Source organism: Micromonospora sp. CA-249363, from assembly GCF_050950185.1.
Classification (GTDB): domain Bacteria; phylum Actinomycetota; class Actinomycetes; order Mycobacteriales; family Micromonosporaceae; genus Micromonospora.
In genome coordinates, this window is the sequence record NZ_CP192020.1 from 6,628,481 (window position 1) to 6,642,405 (window position 13,925).

The 13,925-nt window shown below is 73.0% G+C and carries 11 protein-coding genes and 1 pseudogene; 4 read left to right on the forward strand and 8 right to left on the reverse strand.

All coding sequences use genetic code 11. From position 1 onward, the window contains the following. Window position 1 precedes the first annotated feature (1 nt). Window positions 2-601, forward strand: a complete 600-nt coding sequence (locus tag ACQPZK_RS29825; RefSeq protein ID WP_433536064.1) for a hypothetical protein — start codon at window positions 2-4, stop codon at window positions 599-601. A gap of 3 nt (window positions 602-604) precedes the next feature. Here the strand turns inward: ACQPZK_RS29825 and ACQPZK_RS29830 are convergent, their stop codons facing one another. Continuing rightward, window positions 605-1,162, reverse strand: a complete 558-nt coding sequence (locus tag ACQPZK_RS29830) for a hypothetical protein (RefSeq protein WP_433539358.1) — start codon at window positions 1,160-1,162, stop codon at window positions 605-607. 194 nt (window positions 1,163-1,356) lie between these two features. On the opposite strand from ACQPZK_RS29830, the pseudogene ACQPZK_RS29835 reads away from it, so the two are divergent. Beyond that, window positions 1,357-3,903: pseudogene (locus tag ACQPZK_RS29835) on the forward strand (FtsK/SpoIIIE domain-containing protein); the annotation flags it as partial. Window positions 3,904-4,123: 220 nt separating this feature from the next. Then, window positions 4,124-4,837, forward strand: coding sequence for a hypothetical protein (locus tag ACQPZK_RS29840; protein WP_433536065.1), 714 nt, complete (start codon window positions 4,124-4,126; stop codon window positions 4,835-4,837). 44 nt (window positions 4,838-4,881) lie between these two features. Here ACQPZK_RS29840 and folE read toward each other — a convergent pair whose 3' ends face one another. The 4 genes from folE to ACQPZK_RS29860 form a co-directional block, all read right to left on the reverse strand. Next, complete coding sequence (gene folE / locus ACQPZK_RS29845) at window positions 4,882-5,547, reverse strand: GTP cyclohydrolase I FolE (RefSeq protein ID WP_433539359.1); 666 nt, start codon at window positions 5,545-5,547, stop codon at window positions 4,882-4,884. 35 nt (window positions 5,548-5,582) lie between these two features. Continuing rightward, entirely contained in the window at window positions 5,583-7,604 is a 2,022-nt protein-coding gene (gene ftsH / locus ACQPZK_RS29850) for an ATP-dependent zinc metalloprotease FtsH (RefSeq protein WP_433536066.1), read from the reverse strand. A gap of 519 nt (window positions 7,605-8,123) precedes the next feature. Beyond that, window positions 8,124-8,699 carry a hypoxanthine phosphoribosyltransferase gene (gene hpt, locus ACQPZK_RS29855; protein WP_433536067.1) on the reverse strand — a complete coding sequence of 192 codons (576 nt, stop codon included), beginning with the start codon at window positions 8,697-8,699 and terminating at the stop codon, window positions 8,124-8,126. A 100-nt stretch (window positions 8,700-8,799) separates the two neighbouring features. Further along, complete coding sequence (locus tag ACQPZK_RS29860) at window positions 8,800-8,949, reverse strand: hypothetical protein (RefSeq protein WP_167626026.1); 150 nt, start codon at window positions 8,947-8,949, stop codon at window positions 8,800-8,802. A 138-nt stretch (window positions 8,950-9,087) separates the two neighbouring features. Here ACQPZK_RS29860 and ACQPZK_RS29865 point away from each other — a divergent pair, with 138 nt between their 5' ends. After that, window positions 9,088-10,065, forward strand: coding sequence for a GlxA family transcriptional regulator (locus ACQPZK_RS29865; protein WP_433536068.1), 978 nt, complete (start codon window positions 9,088-9,090; stop codon window positions 10,063-10,065). Here ACQPZK_RS29865 and tilS read toward each other — a convergent pair. The 3 genes from tilS to dacB all read right to left on the reverse strand — a co-directional run bounded on the left by tilS (window position 10,052) and on the right by dacB (window position 13,707). After that, on the reverse strand, window positions 10,052-11,044 hold the full coding sequence (gene tilS / locus ACQPZK_RS29870) for a tRNA lysidine(34) synthetase TilS (protein ID WP_433536069.1): 993 nt from the start codon (window positions 11,042-11,044) through the stop codon (window positions 10,052-10,054). The genes ACQPZK_RS29865 and tilS overlap by 14 nt on opposite strands. A gap of 10 nt (window positions 11,045-11,054) precedes the next feature. Beyond that, a complete protein-coding gene (locus ACQPZK_RS29875) occupies window positions 11,055-12,125 on the reverse strand; it encodes a zinc-dependent metalloprotease (RefSeq protein ID WP_433536070.1) in 1,071 nt (356 codons plus the stop codon). A gap of 136 nt (window positions 12,126-12,261) precedes the next feature. Next, window positions 12,262-13,707, reverse strand: coding sequence for a D-alanyl-D-alanine carboxypeptidase/D-alanyl-D-alanine endopeptidase (gene dacB, locus ACQPZK_RS29880; RefSeq protein ID WP_433539360.1), 1,446 nt, complete (start codon window positions 13,705-13,707; stop codon window positions 12,262-12,264). Window positions 13,708-13,925: the final 218 nt, after the last annotated feature.

Sequence of the window (13,925 nt, forward strand, 5' to 3'; positions counted from 1 at the left end):
CATGACCGGACCGCTGCCGGACCCGTTCGCCGACCAGCCCGACTGGGCGCCCCGACCACCGCGCCCCCTGACCATCGTGCCCGCGACCGGGCGCGTGGAGCTGCGCGGGCAACGGGTGCTCGTGGGTCTGCCAGGACTGGGCTGGCGAGGCGACCTGCGCGCGGACGACCGGGTCGTGCAGGGAGCGCGAACCTACGTGCCGGTCATCCCCGAACACGAGTGGTACCGGGCCGAGGCCGATCAGGTCGAGGTGTTCGCGCCACTGGTGCCGGTGGACCGGGTGTGGGTGGAGACCGTCGGTGAACGACCCACATCGGAGAGCACACGGGACACCGGCATCCGGTTGGTCTCGCTGGACGGCCCCTCCCACCGCGCCCCCACACCCGTGTTCGAAGCGGACGCGGTCACCGGACGCCGCGTGGTGCACGTCGAGGACGGACGCGAACACCGGGACATGCGGGCGGTGACGGAGACCTACTCGGGGGCCGAGGGCGACATCTGCGTGCGGATCACGCCCGAGGTGGAGTGGTACCGCTGGGCGTGGCGCGGCCAGTCACCCACCACGCTTGAGGTACCCGTCCATCTGCTGTGGATCGAGTAATTGTCAGCTAACTTCGGCTCCGCTGCAAACCCGCCAACCATCTTGCTCACTGACCTCGAACTGCCACGTGTCAGTCAGGCTTTGCTGAGCTCCATCGACAGTGGCGCTGCGCCGGATTGTTGTTACGACGGAGGCACTCTTACCGTGTTTCTCGACTGCAAGGCTCCCCCAACTGACCATGATGGTTACGTCCAGTTGCTGCCCGCGTGCATCAAGATCGGTTCGTAGCGAGCGAACTGGATCCAATTGTGTTGGACCTTCGCAGGTATACAGGTTGGCTCGCGCATCGTTGCGGTCCACGAGGAAGGCACGCAGGTAGTTGTCGACGACCACGTCGGGAGCGCTTCGGTCCGGGGCGGCGGCGCGGTTGTAGAGCACCAGACCCGTCACCACCCCGCCGGCCAGCAGCAGGGCGAGCACCCCTCCGACAACGACGAGCACGGTGCGCAGCCGGCGGCGTCGTGGCTGTGGTGCCGGCGTTGGCGCGGCCGGCGGCAGCTGTTCGGACGGAGTCCGCTGGGCCGGTACGCGGGAGACCTGGGAACCGGCGGGGGGCTGCACTGATTCCACCTCCTGACGTTAACGGCTGGACGGCTCGGAGCCAATGCCTCAGATCCAGCGGATCGTGACGGACCCCTCCCCACCGGTGACATCCGCGACAACACCGGCGCACCGCCGCGGTACCTCCCGGAGGTGAGGCTCTGGCTGGGATACCGTCACTGCTCGGGGAGGGGTTGCCGACCTCGGGTGAGGGGGTGGACACGGTGGCCGGTCCGAAGGCACGCACGAACCGCGCCGCGGCGCTGCACCGCCGGGCTGCCGCTGTCGTCACCGCCGCCGCCGGGATCCTCGACGAGGTGCGGCCGGCCCCCGCGGACCAGCGCCGCCAGTACAAGTTGGCCGAGCGGCTTCAGGTGGTTGCGGCGCGGCTGGCCCCGGGCTGGTCGGGAGCCGCGCTGGATTCACTCGACGTGGGTTCTCCGGCGGGTGACGGCCCGCCGGCGTTCGTGCGGGTCGGCACGGCGGCGCCCTTGGATGACGCCCGTTTCCCCGCCCTGGTGCCGCTGGTCGGTACGGGGCACCTGAGCGTGGACGCCGATGGGCGGGAGCCGCGGGTGGCGGGGCTGTTGCGGGCCGTGGTGCTGCGGCTGCTGGGCGCCGCGCCCGCGGGCGCGCTGCTGGTACGCGCGGTGGACGCCACGGGTGCCGTGCTGACGCCGTTCGGCGCGCTGGCCGACGCCGGGTTGCTGCCACCGCCGGCGGTGGACGTGGCGGGTCTGCGCGCGGTGTTGACGGAGGCGGAGCAGTGGGTGACGCCGGGGGCGAGCGGACGACGTCGGCACGACCGTACGCTGCTGCTGGTGGTCGCCGCGTTGCCGGAGTTGACCGGCCCGACCGACCTGGCGCGGATCGAGGCGCTGGCCGAGCAGGGGCCGGCTGCGGGGCTGCACCTGGTGGTGGCGGGGTGGCCGCCGCCCGGCCCGTACGCGTCCCGGGACCCGTTGCCACGGGCCACCTCGCTGGTGCTGCGCAACGCGTACGCGCTGCTCGGTGACCCGCCGGGCGCGTCGTTCGCGAGCCCCGGGGCGGAGGCGCCGGGTGGGCTGAACTCGCCGGTCTTCGTGGAGGCGGACCCACCGGCGGATCTCGTCGACGGGGTCTGTCGGCGGCTCGCTGCCCAGGTGGAGGCGGGCTCCCGGTTGGCGTTGGCGGATCTGCTGCCGGAGACGGGTGACAGCTTGTGGACGGCGGACTCCTCGGACAGTCTCACCACGATGGTGGGTGACGCGGGGGGTCGACCGGTGCCGTTGGGCTTCACCGAGCTGACGCCGCACTGGCTGGTGAGTGGCCGGTCCGGCGCAGGCCGTGCCGCGTTCCTGACGACCGCCCTGCTGGGGCTGGTCGCCCGGTACGGCCCGAATGATCTGGCGCTCTACCTGGCGGACCTGGGCGACGGTGAGTCGTTCGTGGAGTTTCTGCAGACCGAGCGGGACCGCTCCTGGGTCCCGCACGTGCGGGCCGCGGCCATGGCGGCCGACCGGGAGTACGTCCGGGACCTGTTGGAGAAGCTGACGGTCGAGGTGCAGCGCCGCGCGGAGGCGGCCGAGCGGGCCGGCGGGCAGCGCTTCGCGGAGCTGCGTCAGCACCGTCCGATGCCCCGCATCGTGTGTGTGGTGGACAATGTGCCGCTGCTCTTCGCCGAGCGGGATCGGTTGGCTGCGGAGCTGGCCGCGCAGGTGGACGGCCTGGCCCGGTCGGGTCGGGCGTACGGCGTGCACCTGGTGCTGGCCGGCGCGGGTGAGCTGGGATTGAGTGCCCGCACGGACGCCGGGCACCGGGATTCGGTGCTCGGGCAGTTCCCGGTGCGGGTGGCGCTGCCGGGCGGCGGCCCGGTGTTGGAGCCGACAAACGATTCGGCGGCCGGCCTGCCGGTGGGCAGCGCGGTGGTGAACACCGCCGGAGGGTTGGGCGGCCCACGGGGTGCGATCCGAGGTCACGAGCGGTTGATCCGCCACCCCGATCCGCTCGACGATCCGGCCGTGGTCGAACGGCTGCGACACGAGCTGTGGGCGGCCCGACCCTCGGATGCGTCGCCGCCGGTGGTGTTCGCCGGGTACGCCCGTCCGCTGCTGGGCAACGATCCGCGTCACCGGGCGGCCCTGGCGGGGCAGGCTGGTGGCCCGGCGGTTCTGCTGGGCCGTGCGGTGGACGTGGCCCGTACGACGGTCGCCGTACCGATGGGGCCGGCGCCCGGACGTAATCTCGCGCTGCTGGGCTCGGGCGCGGCGGCGGGTGGCCTGCTGGCGACGGCGGCCCGGAGCACCGCGGCCCACCATGCGCCGGGCGCCGCCCGGTTCCTGGTGGCCGCGCCCGACCAGGGGGCTCGCCCGCTGGCGGAGGCGTTGACGGCCGAGCTGGCCGCCCGTCATCCGGCCCGGCTGGTGGACCTGCCGACGCTGTTGGCGGACGCCGACGACGAGCTGCCGACGTACCTGGTGGTGTTCGGGTTGGATCGGCCCGGGCCCCGGGATCTGCCGGCGGATCGGCTGCGGGCGCTGCTGCGGGACGGGCCACCGGCGGGCCGGCACCTGCTGGGTTGGTGGCGGGCGGTGCCGCCGTTCGCCGCGCTGCTGGAACCCGACGGCGAGGTCGACAAGCTGGCCGCCGTCGTGGCACTGGACGTGCCGGCGGCGCAGCTCGCCGCCGTGTTCGGCCGGCCGGTCCAGTGGCGGGCGCAGCCGGACCGGGCGGCGCTGTGGGATGGCCCCGACGAGCGGGCCACGATCCTGGTGCCGTTCGCGGACCAGACAGGCCGCACGGACCAGACAGGCCGCACGGACCAGACAGGCCGCACGGACCAGACAGGCCGCACGGACCAGACAGGCCGCACGGACCAGACAGGCCGCACGGACCAGACAGGCCGCACGGACCAGACAGGCCACGCGGACCAGGCAGGCCACGCCGAGCAGGCAGAGCACGCGGGCGAGACGGGCCGAGCGGACGATGCGGGGTGAACCGGCGATGCGTACGGAAGGTGCCGAGGTGACGGTGACCGTTCCGGGCCCGCAGCGGACCGCCGGTTCGGACGCCGACACGGTGCCTGCCGACTCCTGGTCCGAGTACCTGGCCGCAGCCCGTCAGCTCGATGCGGTTCGTCGCAGCGCGGCGACCGCCGCCGGTGAGCAGGCCCGCTCGGCGGAAGCCGCCCGGGAGGAGCTGACGGTGGTGCGCACCGGGCTGGCGAGCCAGCAGGAGCGGTTGCGGGAGCGGGGCGTACCGGCGATCTCGCTGGTGCCGTCGCCACCGGAACTGACCGAGGCCGCCCGGTCGATGGCCGGCGGTCCGGCCGCCGTCCTGGCGGCGCTGCGGACCGCGCGGGGTCGGGCCGAGGCGGCGGACGCGGCGTTGACCGCGCGCCGCGGCCTCCGACCGGCCTCCTGGCCCGCGCGGGCCCGCAATCTCCTGGTGTACGGGCCGCTGGCGCTGCTGGTGCCGCTGGTCCAGATCATCGTGTACGCGACGACAGGGTCGGGTCCGGCCAGCGTGACGGCCCTGATCGGCGGGCTGCCGATGCCGGCGGCCGCCTTCGTCGTCGGCTGGGTGGGTGTCGGCCGCCTGTTCCGGGCCGCTCCCGACGACCAGGTGGACCGCACGGTGCGTTTCGGCGTGCTGGTCTGCCTGGTGCCGGCGGTGCTGGTCACGGCCGGCCTGCTGCTGGCCCTCCTGGCCGGCTGACCCGCCGGTTACCCGCCCGGCCGTGCGAGGGGCGGCCGGGTCGGTCAGCGGGGAAGGATCAGGGCCATGGCCTCGGCCCGCGACTTCGAGTCCGTCTGCAGGATGCCGCGCACCGCCGAGGTGATGGTCTTGGCACCGGACTTCTGGATGCCGCGCATCGCCATGCACATGTGCTCGCATTCCAGCACGACCACGACGCCGCGCGGGGCCAGCCTGCTCATCAGCAGGTCGGCTACCTGCGAGGTGAGCCGCTCCTGCACCTGAGGCCGGCGGGCGAACACCTCGACGAGGCGGGCCAACTTGGACAGCCCAGTGATCCGGCCGTCCGGGCCGGGGATGTAGCCGATGTGCGCGCTGCCCCGGAACGGCAGCAGATGGTGCTCGCAGAGGCTCATCACGTCGATGTCGCGGACGATCACCAGCTCTTCGTGGTTGGCCTCGAAGGTGGTGCTGAGCACCTGCGCCGGGTCGACGCGCAGACCGGCGAAGAGCTCGGCGTACGCGCGGGCGACCCGGGCCGGGGTCTGTTGGAGGCCGTCCCGGTCCGGGTCCTCGCCGACCGCGATCAGGATCTCGCGGACGGCTTTTTCGATCCGGCCGAGGTCGACCGCGTCCTCGACGGGCCGGCCGGTCAGCTTGCCGCTGATCAGTCGGGCGGCGACGTAGTCCAGCTCGTCGTCCCCATCGGGTTCGGTCGCGGAAACGGCCAGCTCCCGGTGAGGGGAGCTGGCCGTCGGGTCGTTGCTCAGTGCGTACCGTCCGAGTTGTTGCTGGACGGCGACCCGCCGCCGACGGACGCCTGCGCGCCGTCGGCCTGGGCCTGCGCCTTGAGCTTGTCCTTCTCCGCTGGGGTGAGCACGGGCGGCTCGGTGGACGGCTGACGCTTGCCGAACCCGTTGTACGGGGCGAGCGGCGGGCGCTTGACCACCCGGGAGCAGATCCGGGCCATGTCGGCCGTGGAGAGGGTCTCCTTCTCCATCAGCTCGAGCACGATGTTGTCCAGGACGTCCCGGTACTCGACCAGGATCTCCCAGGCCTCGTCGTGCGCCAGCTCGATGAGGGCCCGCATCTCGCCGTCGATCTCGGCGGCCACCGAGTCCGAGTAGTCCCGCTCGTGGCCCATGTTGCGGCCGAGGAACGGCTCGTCCCCGCTGGTGCCGTACTTGATCGCGCCGAGCTTGGAGCTCATGCCGTACTGGGTGATCATCGCGCGGGCCAGCTGGGTGGCCTTCTCGATGTCGTTGCCGGCGCCGGTGGTCGGCTCGTGGAAGACGAGCTCCTCGGCGGCCCGGCCACCCAGCGCGTACGCCAGGGTGTCGATCATCTCGGCGCGCGTCTGGGTGTACTTGTCCTCGGTGGGGAGCACCAGGGTGTGGCCCAGGGAGCGGCCACGGGACAGGATCGTCACCTTGTGCACCGGCGCGGCGTGCGGCAGCGCCCAGGCGACCAGCGCGTGCCCACCCTCGTGGTACGCGGTGATCTTCTTCTCCTGGTCGCTCATCACCCGGGTCCGTCGCTGCGGACCGGCGATCACCCGGTCGATCGACTCCTCCAGGGAGTCGTTGGTGATCGCCCGCTGGTCCTTGCGGGCGGTCAGCAGGGCCGACTCGTTGATCACGTTGGCCAGGTCGGCGCCGCTGAAGCCGGGGGTACGCCGGGCCACCGAGTCGAGGTCGACGTCGGGGGTGAACGGCTTGCCCTTGGCGTGCACCCGCAGGATGGCCTTGCGGCCCTCCATGTCGGGGGCGTCCACCGGGATCTGGCGGTCGAACCGGCCCGGGCGCAGCAGCGCCGGGTCGAGGATGTCCGGCCGGTTGGTGGCGGCGATCAGGATGACGCCGCCCTTGGTGTCGAAGCCGTCCATCTCGACGAGCAGCTGGTTGAGCGTCTGCTCGCGCTCGTCGTGGCCGCCGCCCATGCCGGCGCCACGGTGCCGACCGACGGCGTCGATCTCGTCGACGAAGACGATGGCGGGAGCGTTCGCCTTGGCCTGCTCGAACAGGTCGCGGACGCGGCTCGCGCCGACACCGACGAACATCTCCACGAAGTCGGAGCCGGAGATGGAGTAGAAGGGCACCCCGGCCTCGCCGGCGACCGCGCGGGCCAGCAGCGTCTTACCCGTTCCGGGCGGACCGAACAGCAGCACGCCCTTCGGGATCTTGGCGCCCAGGGCCTGGTACTTCGCGGGGTTCTGCAGGAAGTCCTTGATCTCGTGCAGCTCCTCGACGGCCTCCTCGGCACCCGCGACGTCCGCGAAGGTCGTCTTCGGGGTGTCCTTGGTGATCATCTTCGCCTTGGACTTGCCGAAGTTGAGCACCCGGGAGCCGCCGCCCTGCATCTGCGACATGAAGAACAGCAGCAGGAGCACGAGCAGCGCGATCGGCAGCAGGTTGACCAGCAGGCTCACCCAGATGCTGTCCGAGGAGACCTTGGCGTCGGCCGGGCCGGTCACCCGGTTGGCCGCCTTGGCGGCCAGCACCTCGTTCCAGATCTCGTCGCCCACCTGGTACGGGAACTGGGCCTCGATCCGGTCGGTGGTGGTCCCACCGAACTTGGTCTTGTTCTTCAGGTCGAGCTGGAGCGTCTGCTCCTTGTCCTGGAAGATGACCTTGTTGATCTGTGCGGTGTGGAGCTGGTCGAGCGCAACGGAAGTGTCCACGCGGTGGTAACTGGGACCAGCGGTGAACAGCTGACTGAGCACAACGGCGCCGAGGATGACCAGGATGATCCAGACCACCGGTCGGCGGAAGAAACGCGTACGTTCCATACTGTTGTCGAGCGCCGGAGCGCCCGCATCCTCCTGATCGACGTCCTGACCGTCTGATGGTGTCGCCGCGTTGAGCGGCGGCCGGAGCCGCCGTGCGGGCCGGCCTCGACCCCGAGGCGCCGAAACTGCCGCGCCGCGGTCATTCGACGGTACACCGTGTACGCGAGGAGTGAGCTTGCGAGCCCCGCAGTCGTGCGCCATCAAATCCGCGTGTACGCGCGGAGTGGGCTCGCGGGCCCCCGCACCCGGCGCACATTGAGTATCGACGGCACGCGCGTTGGGTAGGCCCACCAGCCCGAAACCAGCGCACGGCGGGTCCGGGGAGGAACCGGCGTGGCGGGGAGTCCGGCCCGGCCACCCGAACGCCCGGTCACGCGGTCGAGAGGTCGGACGCGGAGGTACCTCCACGCCACCGGGGTCCACCGTAACCGCAAGAGCTGAGAGCCCGCTGAACGTCGGCTTGACGAACGCCGATACGAGTCACCCTCAGACGGACCGGCGGCGGGCCGGCGCACCGGCTCAGGAGCGGGCGTAGACCTCGGGCTTGAGCACCCCGACGTAGGGCAGCTCCCGGTAGCGCTCGCCGAAGTCGAGGCCGTACCCGACCACGAACTCGGTGGGGATGTCGAAGCCGACGTACTTCACCGGCACCGGCACCTTGACCGCCTCCGGCTTGCGGAATAGGGCGACCACCTCGACGCTCGCCGCCGAACGCGACTCGAGGTAGCGCAGCAGCCAGGAGAGCGTCAGGCCGGAGTCGACGATGTCCTCGACGACCACGACGTGTCGACCGGCGATGTCACGGTCGAGGTCCTTGAGGATCCGGACCACGCCGGACGAGGTCGTGCCCTGGCCGTACGAGGAGATGGCCATGAAGTCGAGTTCGGCCGGAGGGCCGTTGCGGCCCAGAGCCCGGGCGAAGTCCGCCATGAACATCACCGCGCCCTTGAGCACGCAGACCAGCAGCAGTCCGTCACCCACGTGGGAGTAGTCGGCGGAGACCTGCTTGGCCAGTTCCGCCGTCTTCTCGCGGATCTGCGCCTCGGAGATGATCACGTGGTCGATGTCGGCGTCGTACCAGGAGCCGTCAGCCATGACTCCTAGCCTGCCGTACGTCGGATGGCCTCCGTCGGCGGGGCCGCACCTTTCGGCACGCCCCCGCCCAGGATTTTCGCGGCAAAGAGTACTAAAGGCATCAGCTGGTACGGGACCGCCAACGGCGGCCGTCCTCGCTGGGCTTCCAGTCGGCCGAGTCGTGGCTGTCCACGGTGAGGCCGGCCGCCGAGGCGGCGACGAGCAGGACGAGAAACAGGAGGAAGAGCAGGAACTCCATGGCGGCGCTCACTTTCGCATGATTGCTGTTGGTTTCGCCGCCGGTGCGCACCGGACTGAGACCAGTCTGCGCCGACTCGCACCACCCGGACAGTGGCAGAGATGCCATTGGGCATCGATTTACTGCCACCTCTCGGGTTACCCTCGTCACATGCTCCGATCAGTCGCCGTCCTCGCCCTGGACCAGGTCGCCCCCTTCGAGCTCGGAGTGCTGGCCGAGGTCTTCGGCACCGACCGGACGGCCGACGGCTTCCCCGCGTACCGCTTCGACGTGTGCAGCCCCGAAGGCGCTGTCGTACGCACCTCGGCGGGCTTCCACCTCACGCCGAGCGCCGACCTGGCCCCGCTCGAGGAGGCCGACCTGGTGGCCGTTCCGGCACACGGTCAGGGCACCGTCGTACCCGACTGTGTGCTCGACGCGCTGCGCCGCGCGGACGCGCGCGGGGCCTACCTGATCAGCGTCTGCTCCGGGGCCTTCCTGCTCGGCGAGGCCGGCCTGCTCGACGACCGGGAGTGCACCACCCACTGGCGGTACGTGGACGAGCTGCAACGCCGGCACCCTCGCGCCCGGGTGCGCTGCAACTCGCTGTACGTCCAGGACGGCCGGCTGCTCACCAGCGCCGGCACGGCGGCCGGCATCGACGCCTGCCTGCACCTGGTACGGCAGGAGCACGGCTCGGCCACCGCGACGCGCCTGGCCCGGCGGATGGTGGTTCCGCCGCACCGCGACGGCGGCCAGGCGCAGTACATTGAGGCGCCCATCCCGAAGGCCCCCGAGGCGCCCACCCTCGAGCCGGTGCTGGAGTGGCTGATGGGCCACCTGGACCGGACGATCACGGTGGAGGAGCTGGCCGCCCGCGCCGGCATGGCCCCCCGCACGTTCGCCCGGCGGTTCCGGGCCGAGACCGGCACCACCCCGCACGACTGGCTCACCAACCAGCGCGTCCTGCTGGCCCGACGCCTGCTGGAGGAGACCCCGTTGAGCGTGGAGGCCGTCGCCGACCAGGCCGGTTTCGGTGATGCCGCGGCGCTGCGCCACCACTTCAGCCGCCGGGTCGGCGCGACCCCGCACAGCTACCGGACCACCTTCCGGGACCGGACGGAGGGCGCGGCTCTCAGCCCGGGCTGAGGGTCGCCAGGCGGTCGCCGCTACGGAGTACGCGAATGCCGCCGGGCAGGTCGGTCGGCCCCTGACCGTGCCAGTCGGTGACCAGGGCGTCCAGCGCGGCGACGTGCCGGTGCGACAGCGCGCCCCCGACCGCGCCCAACTCCCGGGCCCAGGCGTGCAGCACCCGGGCGCGTACGGCGGCGGTCAGGCCGGCCAGCTCCGCCACCGCGAGCCCACCCTCGGCGTGCCGAGCCGACACCAGCGCCGCCGCCGCGATCTCGTCGAGGGCGGCGTTGTCCGCCGCCACGAGCCGGGCGGTACGCGCCAGGTTGTCCACCACACCCGGCCCGAGCGCCCGTACCAGCGCGGGCAGCACGTCGGCCCGCACCCGGGAGCGGGCGTACGACGGGTCGGTGTTGTGCGGGTCCTGCCACGGACTGAGCCCGAGGACGGCACAGGCGGCGCGGGTCTGCTCCCGGCCGACGTCGAGCAGCGGGCGCAGCAGCGGCACCCCGGCCAGCTCCCGTCGGCCGGGCATCCCGGCCAGCCCGCGTGGGCCGGCGCCCCGGGCGAGCGCGAGCAGCACCGTCTCCGCCTGGTCGTCCCGGGTGTGGCCGGTGAGCACCGCGACCGCCCCGTGCTGCCGAGCGGCCTCGGTCAACGCCTCGTAGCGGGCCTCGCGGGCCGCCGCCTCCGGCCCACCGGAACGCCCGGCCACCTCCACCCGCACCGCCACGACCGGCGCGAACCCGGCCGTCCGGGCCCAGGCGGCCACCGCCTCCGCGCGCCGCGCCGAGCCGTCCTGCAAGCCGTGGTCGACGGTCACCAGGCCGGCGGGCCGACCCAGCCGGGACGCCACGAACACGGTCGCCGCCGCGAGGGCCAGGGAGTCGGCCCCACCGGAGCAGGCGACCAGCACCGGACCGCCGGACGGCAGATGGGTCAGCGCGCGACGGACCGCCACCCGGATCGCGGCCACCGGTGGGGCGAGCGCGGCCACCGGCGCAGGGTCAGCCGGCGGACGGGACGGTGCCGGCCGGGCCGTGCACGCGTGCCACCCAGGCGTCCGGGTCACCCAACTCCGAGAGTCGGGGCAGGGTGAGCGGTGAGTTGAAGATCTGGTTGAAGCCGTCCATGCCGACGCGCTCGACCACGCCGTGCACGAACTTGCGGCCCTCGGCGTACTGGCGCATCTTCACGTCCACCCCGAGCAGCCGGCGAATCGCCTTCTCCAACGGGTTGCCCGCCTCGCGCCGACGGTTGAACGAGGCCCGGATCCGCTCCACGCTCGGGATCACCTGCGGGCCGACGCCGTCCATCACGAACTCGGCGTGCCCCTCCAACAGGGTCATCAGCGCGGTGAGGCGGTCGAGGACGGCCCGCTGCGCCGGGGTCTGCACGATGTCCAGCACGCTCGTCCGGCTCTCCGGGTCGCGGACCGCCTCGGACAGCGTCGCGACACCGCGCCGCAGCCGCTCGACCAGATGCTCGCCGCCGTTGGACGACGCGTCGACGAACGCCTGCACCTCGCCGAGGAAGTAGGCCCGCATCCACGGCACGGCGGTGAACTGGGTGCGGTGGGTGACCTCGTGCAGGCAGACCCACAGCCGGAAGTCCCGGGAGTCGGCCTCGAGCTTGCGCTCCACCTCGACGATGTTCGGTGCCACCAGCAGCAGCTGCCCCGGGTCGGCGGAGAAGACCTCGTACTGGCCGAGGACCCGGCCGGACAGGTAGGCCAGGACGGTGCCGGCCTGCACCCCGGTCAGCCGTGACCCGATCGCCTCGGTGAGCGCGCCGGGCTGCTTGTCGCCGGACAGCCGGCTGACCAGTGGTGTGATCACCTCACGCAGCCCGGCGATGTTGGTGGCCGCCCAGTCCCGCCGGTCGACGACCCGCACCGGCGGGTGCGCCACCTGCGCCCGCAGGCCGGTGTAGTCGGCCACGTGCCCGGCCGCCTCGTCGGTCAGCCGACGCAGGTCGCCGACCACGTCGGTGGCCTCGGCGTACGACACCCGGGGGCCCGACTTGCTCAACGCCCCCGCGGTCGCGGCGGCCAGATCCCAGTCCACGAACTGCGCCATGAACCCACCGTACCCGCGTCGCGACACCCCGGCCCGGGCTCGCGTCGGCGATCGACACCGGTCGCGGCCCCGCGCGCGACCCGGATCGGGCCGCGCACGGTGCTCGGCGGCTGCCGCTGCCGGCCGGCGCGTACGGTCAGCGGCAGCCGCAGCCGGCCAGTGCGGAGGCGATACGGTCCAGCGCCGGTTGGGCGGTGTCCGTCCCGCCGGGCACCTTGTCGGTGAGCACCGCGAAGGTGAGCAGTCGGCCGTCCGCGGTGGTGACCAGGCCGGCGATGGCATGCACCCCGGTCAGGGTGCCGGTCTTGGCGCGTACGGCGCCGGCGCCGGTGGCGGTCCCCGGGGCGCCCCGGTAGCGCTCGCCCAGCGTGCCGGACCAGCCGCCCACCGGCAGGCCTCCGAAGACCCCGGCCAGCTCCGGATGATCCGGGCTGGCGGCCAGTCGGATCAGATCGGTGAGCAGGGACGGGCTGATCCGGTTGCGGCGCGACAGTCCGCTGCCGTCGGAGAGGGTGATCTCCTCGGCGGGCAGGCCCAGCGCCGCCACCTCGGCGTCCATCGCGGCGGCGCCGCCGTCGAACGACGCCTTCTGGTTGCGGGCCAGCGCCACCTGACGGGCCAGCGCCTCGGCCAGCAGGTTGTCACTCTCGCTGATCATGATGTCGACCAGCCGGATCAGCGGTGGGGACTGCACCACGCCCAGCTCCGTACCGGCGGGCGGAGTGCCACCGGCGGCGGTCGCCAGGGCCGGGGCCGTACCCCGCTTCACGGCGCTGGTCGGTACGCCGAGCAGCCGGGCGAACGACCGGCCGGCGGCCAGGTCGGGCTCGGCGACCCGCTCGGCGCCTCCGGGCTCGGCGCCCGGGTCCTTGCGCGCGCCGTCGGTCATCAGCGCGGTCACCGCGCCGCCGTACCCGCCGGTCGGGATGTCGTCGTCCCAGCCGGGGCCGTACACCGGGCCGGAGTAGACCGTGCCGTCGACGGTGACGCTGGTCGGGGCGGTGCCGCCGAGGGCGGTACGCACCTGCGCCGCCAGGTCGTCCAGGCGCGCCGCGCCGGGGTAGTAGCCCTTCTTGTTCACGGCGAGCGTGGGGTCACCGCCGCCGACGATCACCACCTCGCCCGGCTTGGTGCCGGCCACCGCCCGGGTCGGGATGCGGAATCCGGGGCCGCGGGCGGCCAGCACGGTCACCGCGGTCGCCAGTTTGGTCACCGAGGCGGGCACCGTCCCGTCGTCCGCCCCCTTGTCGTAGAGCGTCTGGCCGGTGCTCACGTCGGCCACCGAGACGTTCACCCGGTCGCCGAGGGCGGACACGCCGACCAGCGGGTCGAGCGCGGCCCGTACCCCGTCGGCGGTGGGCAGCGGAGCGTTCGGGTCGGGCCCGTTCAACACGTCCGAAGGGTCGGGTTCGGCGCTGGCGCCGGCGGCGGTCGGAGCGGACGGGCCGTCCTCGCCCAGCCAGCCCGCGACCGGGCCGGGACGGGTCACCACGACACCCACACCGACCAGCACCAGCAGCACCGCGACGGCCAGCACGGCCACCAGTCGCCGGCGACGGCGCGGCGGGGTCGGCGGCGTCACCGGCGGTTCGACGTCGGCCGTCGAGGGCAGCGCGGAGATCGGCGGGCCCAGCGGCGGTGCGCCGTTCGGATTGCCGACGTTCGGGCCGTCATTGGACGCCGGGCCGCCCCAGGTCGGGCCACTGGGGGCGGGTCGGACCGACGCGCGACCCGCGGGGTGCGCGCCATCCGCGGGGCGGTCCGAGCCCAGGACCGGGAAGCGACCGTTGTTCGGGCCTG

What these genes read in the sequence shown, in the direction of transcription:
- ACQPZK_RS29825 (WP_433536064.1), top strand. Translation starts at nt 2, where the DNA reads ATGACCGGACCGCTGCCGGACCCGTTCGCCGACCAGCCCGACTGGGCG.
- ACQPZK_RS29840 (WP_433536065.1), top strand. Translation starts at nt 4,124, where the DNA reads ATGCGTACGGAAGGTGCCGAGGTGACGGTGACCGTTCCGGGCCCGCAG.
- ftsH (WP_433536066.1), bottom strand. Translation starts at nt 7,604, where the DNA reads ATGGAACGTACGCGTTTCTTCCGCCGACCGGTGGTCTGGATCATCCTG.
- hpt (WP_433536067.1), bottom strand. Translation starts at nt 8,699, where the DNA reads ATGGCTGACGGCTCCTGGTACGACGCCGACATCGACCACGTGATCATC.
- ACQPZK_RS29865 (WP_433536068.1), top strand. Translation starts at nt 9,088, where the DNA reads ATGCTCCGATCAGTCGCCGTCCTCGCCCTGGACCAGGTCGCCCCCTTC.
- ACQPZK_RS29875 (WP_433536070.1), bottom strand. Translation starts at nt 12,125, where the DNA reads ATGGCGCAGTTCGTGGACTGGGATCTGGCCGCCGCGACCGCGGGGGCG.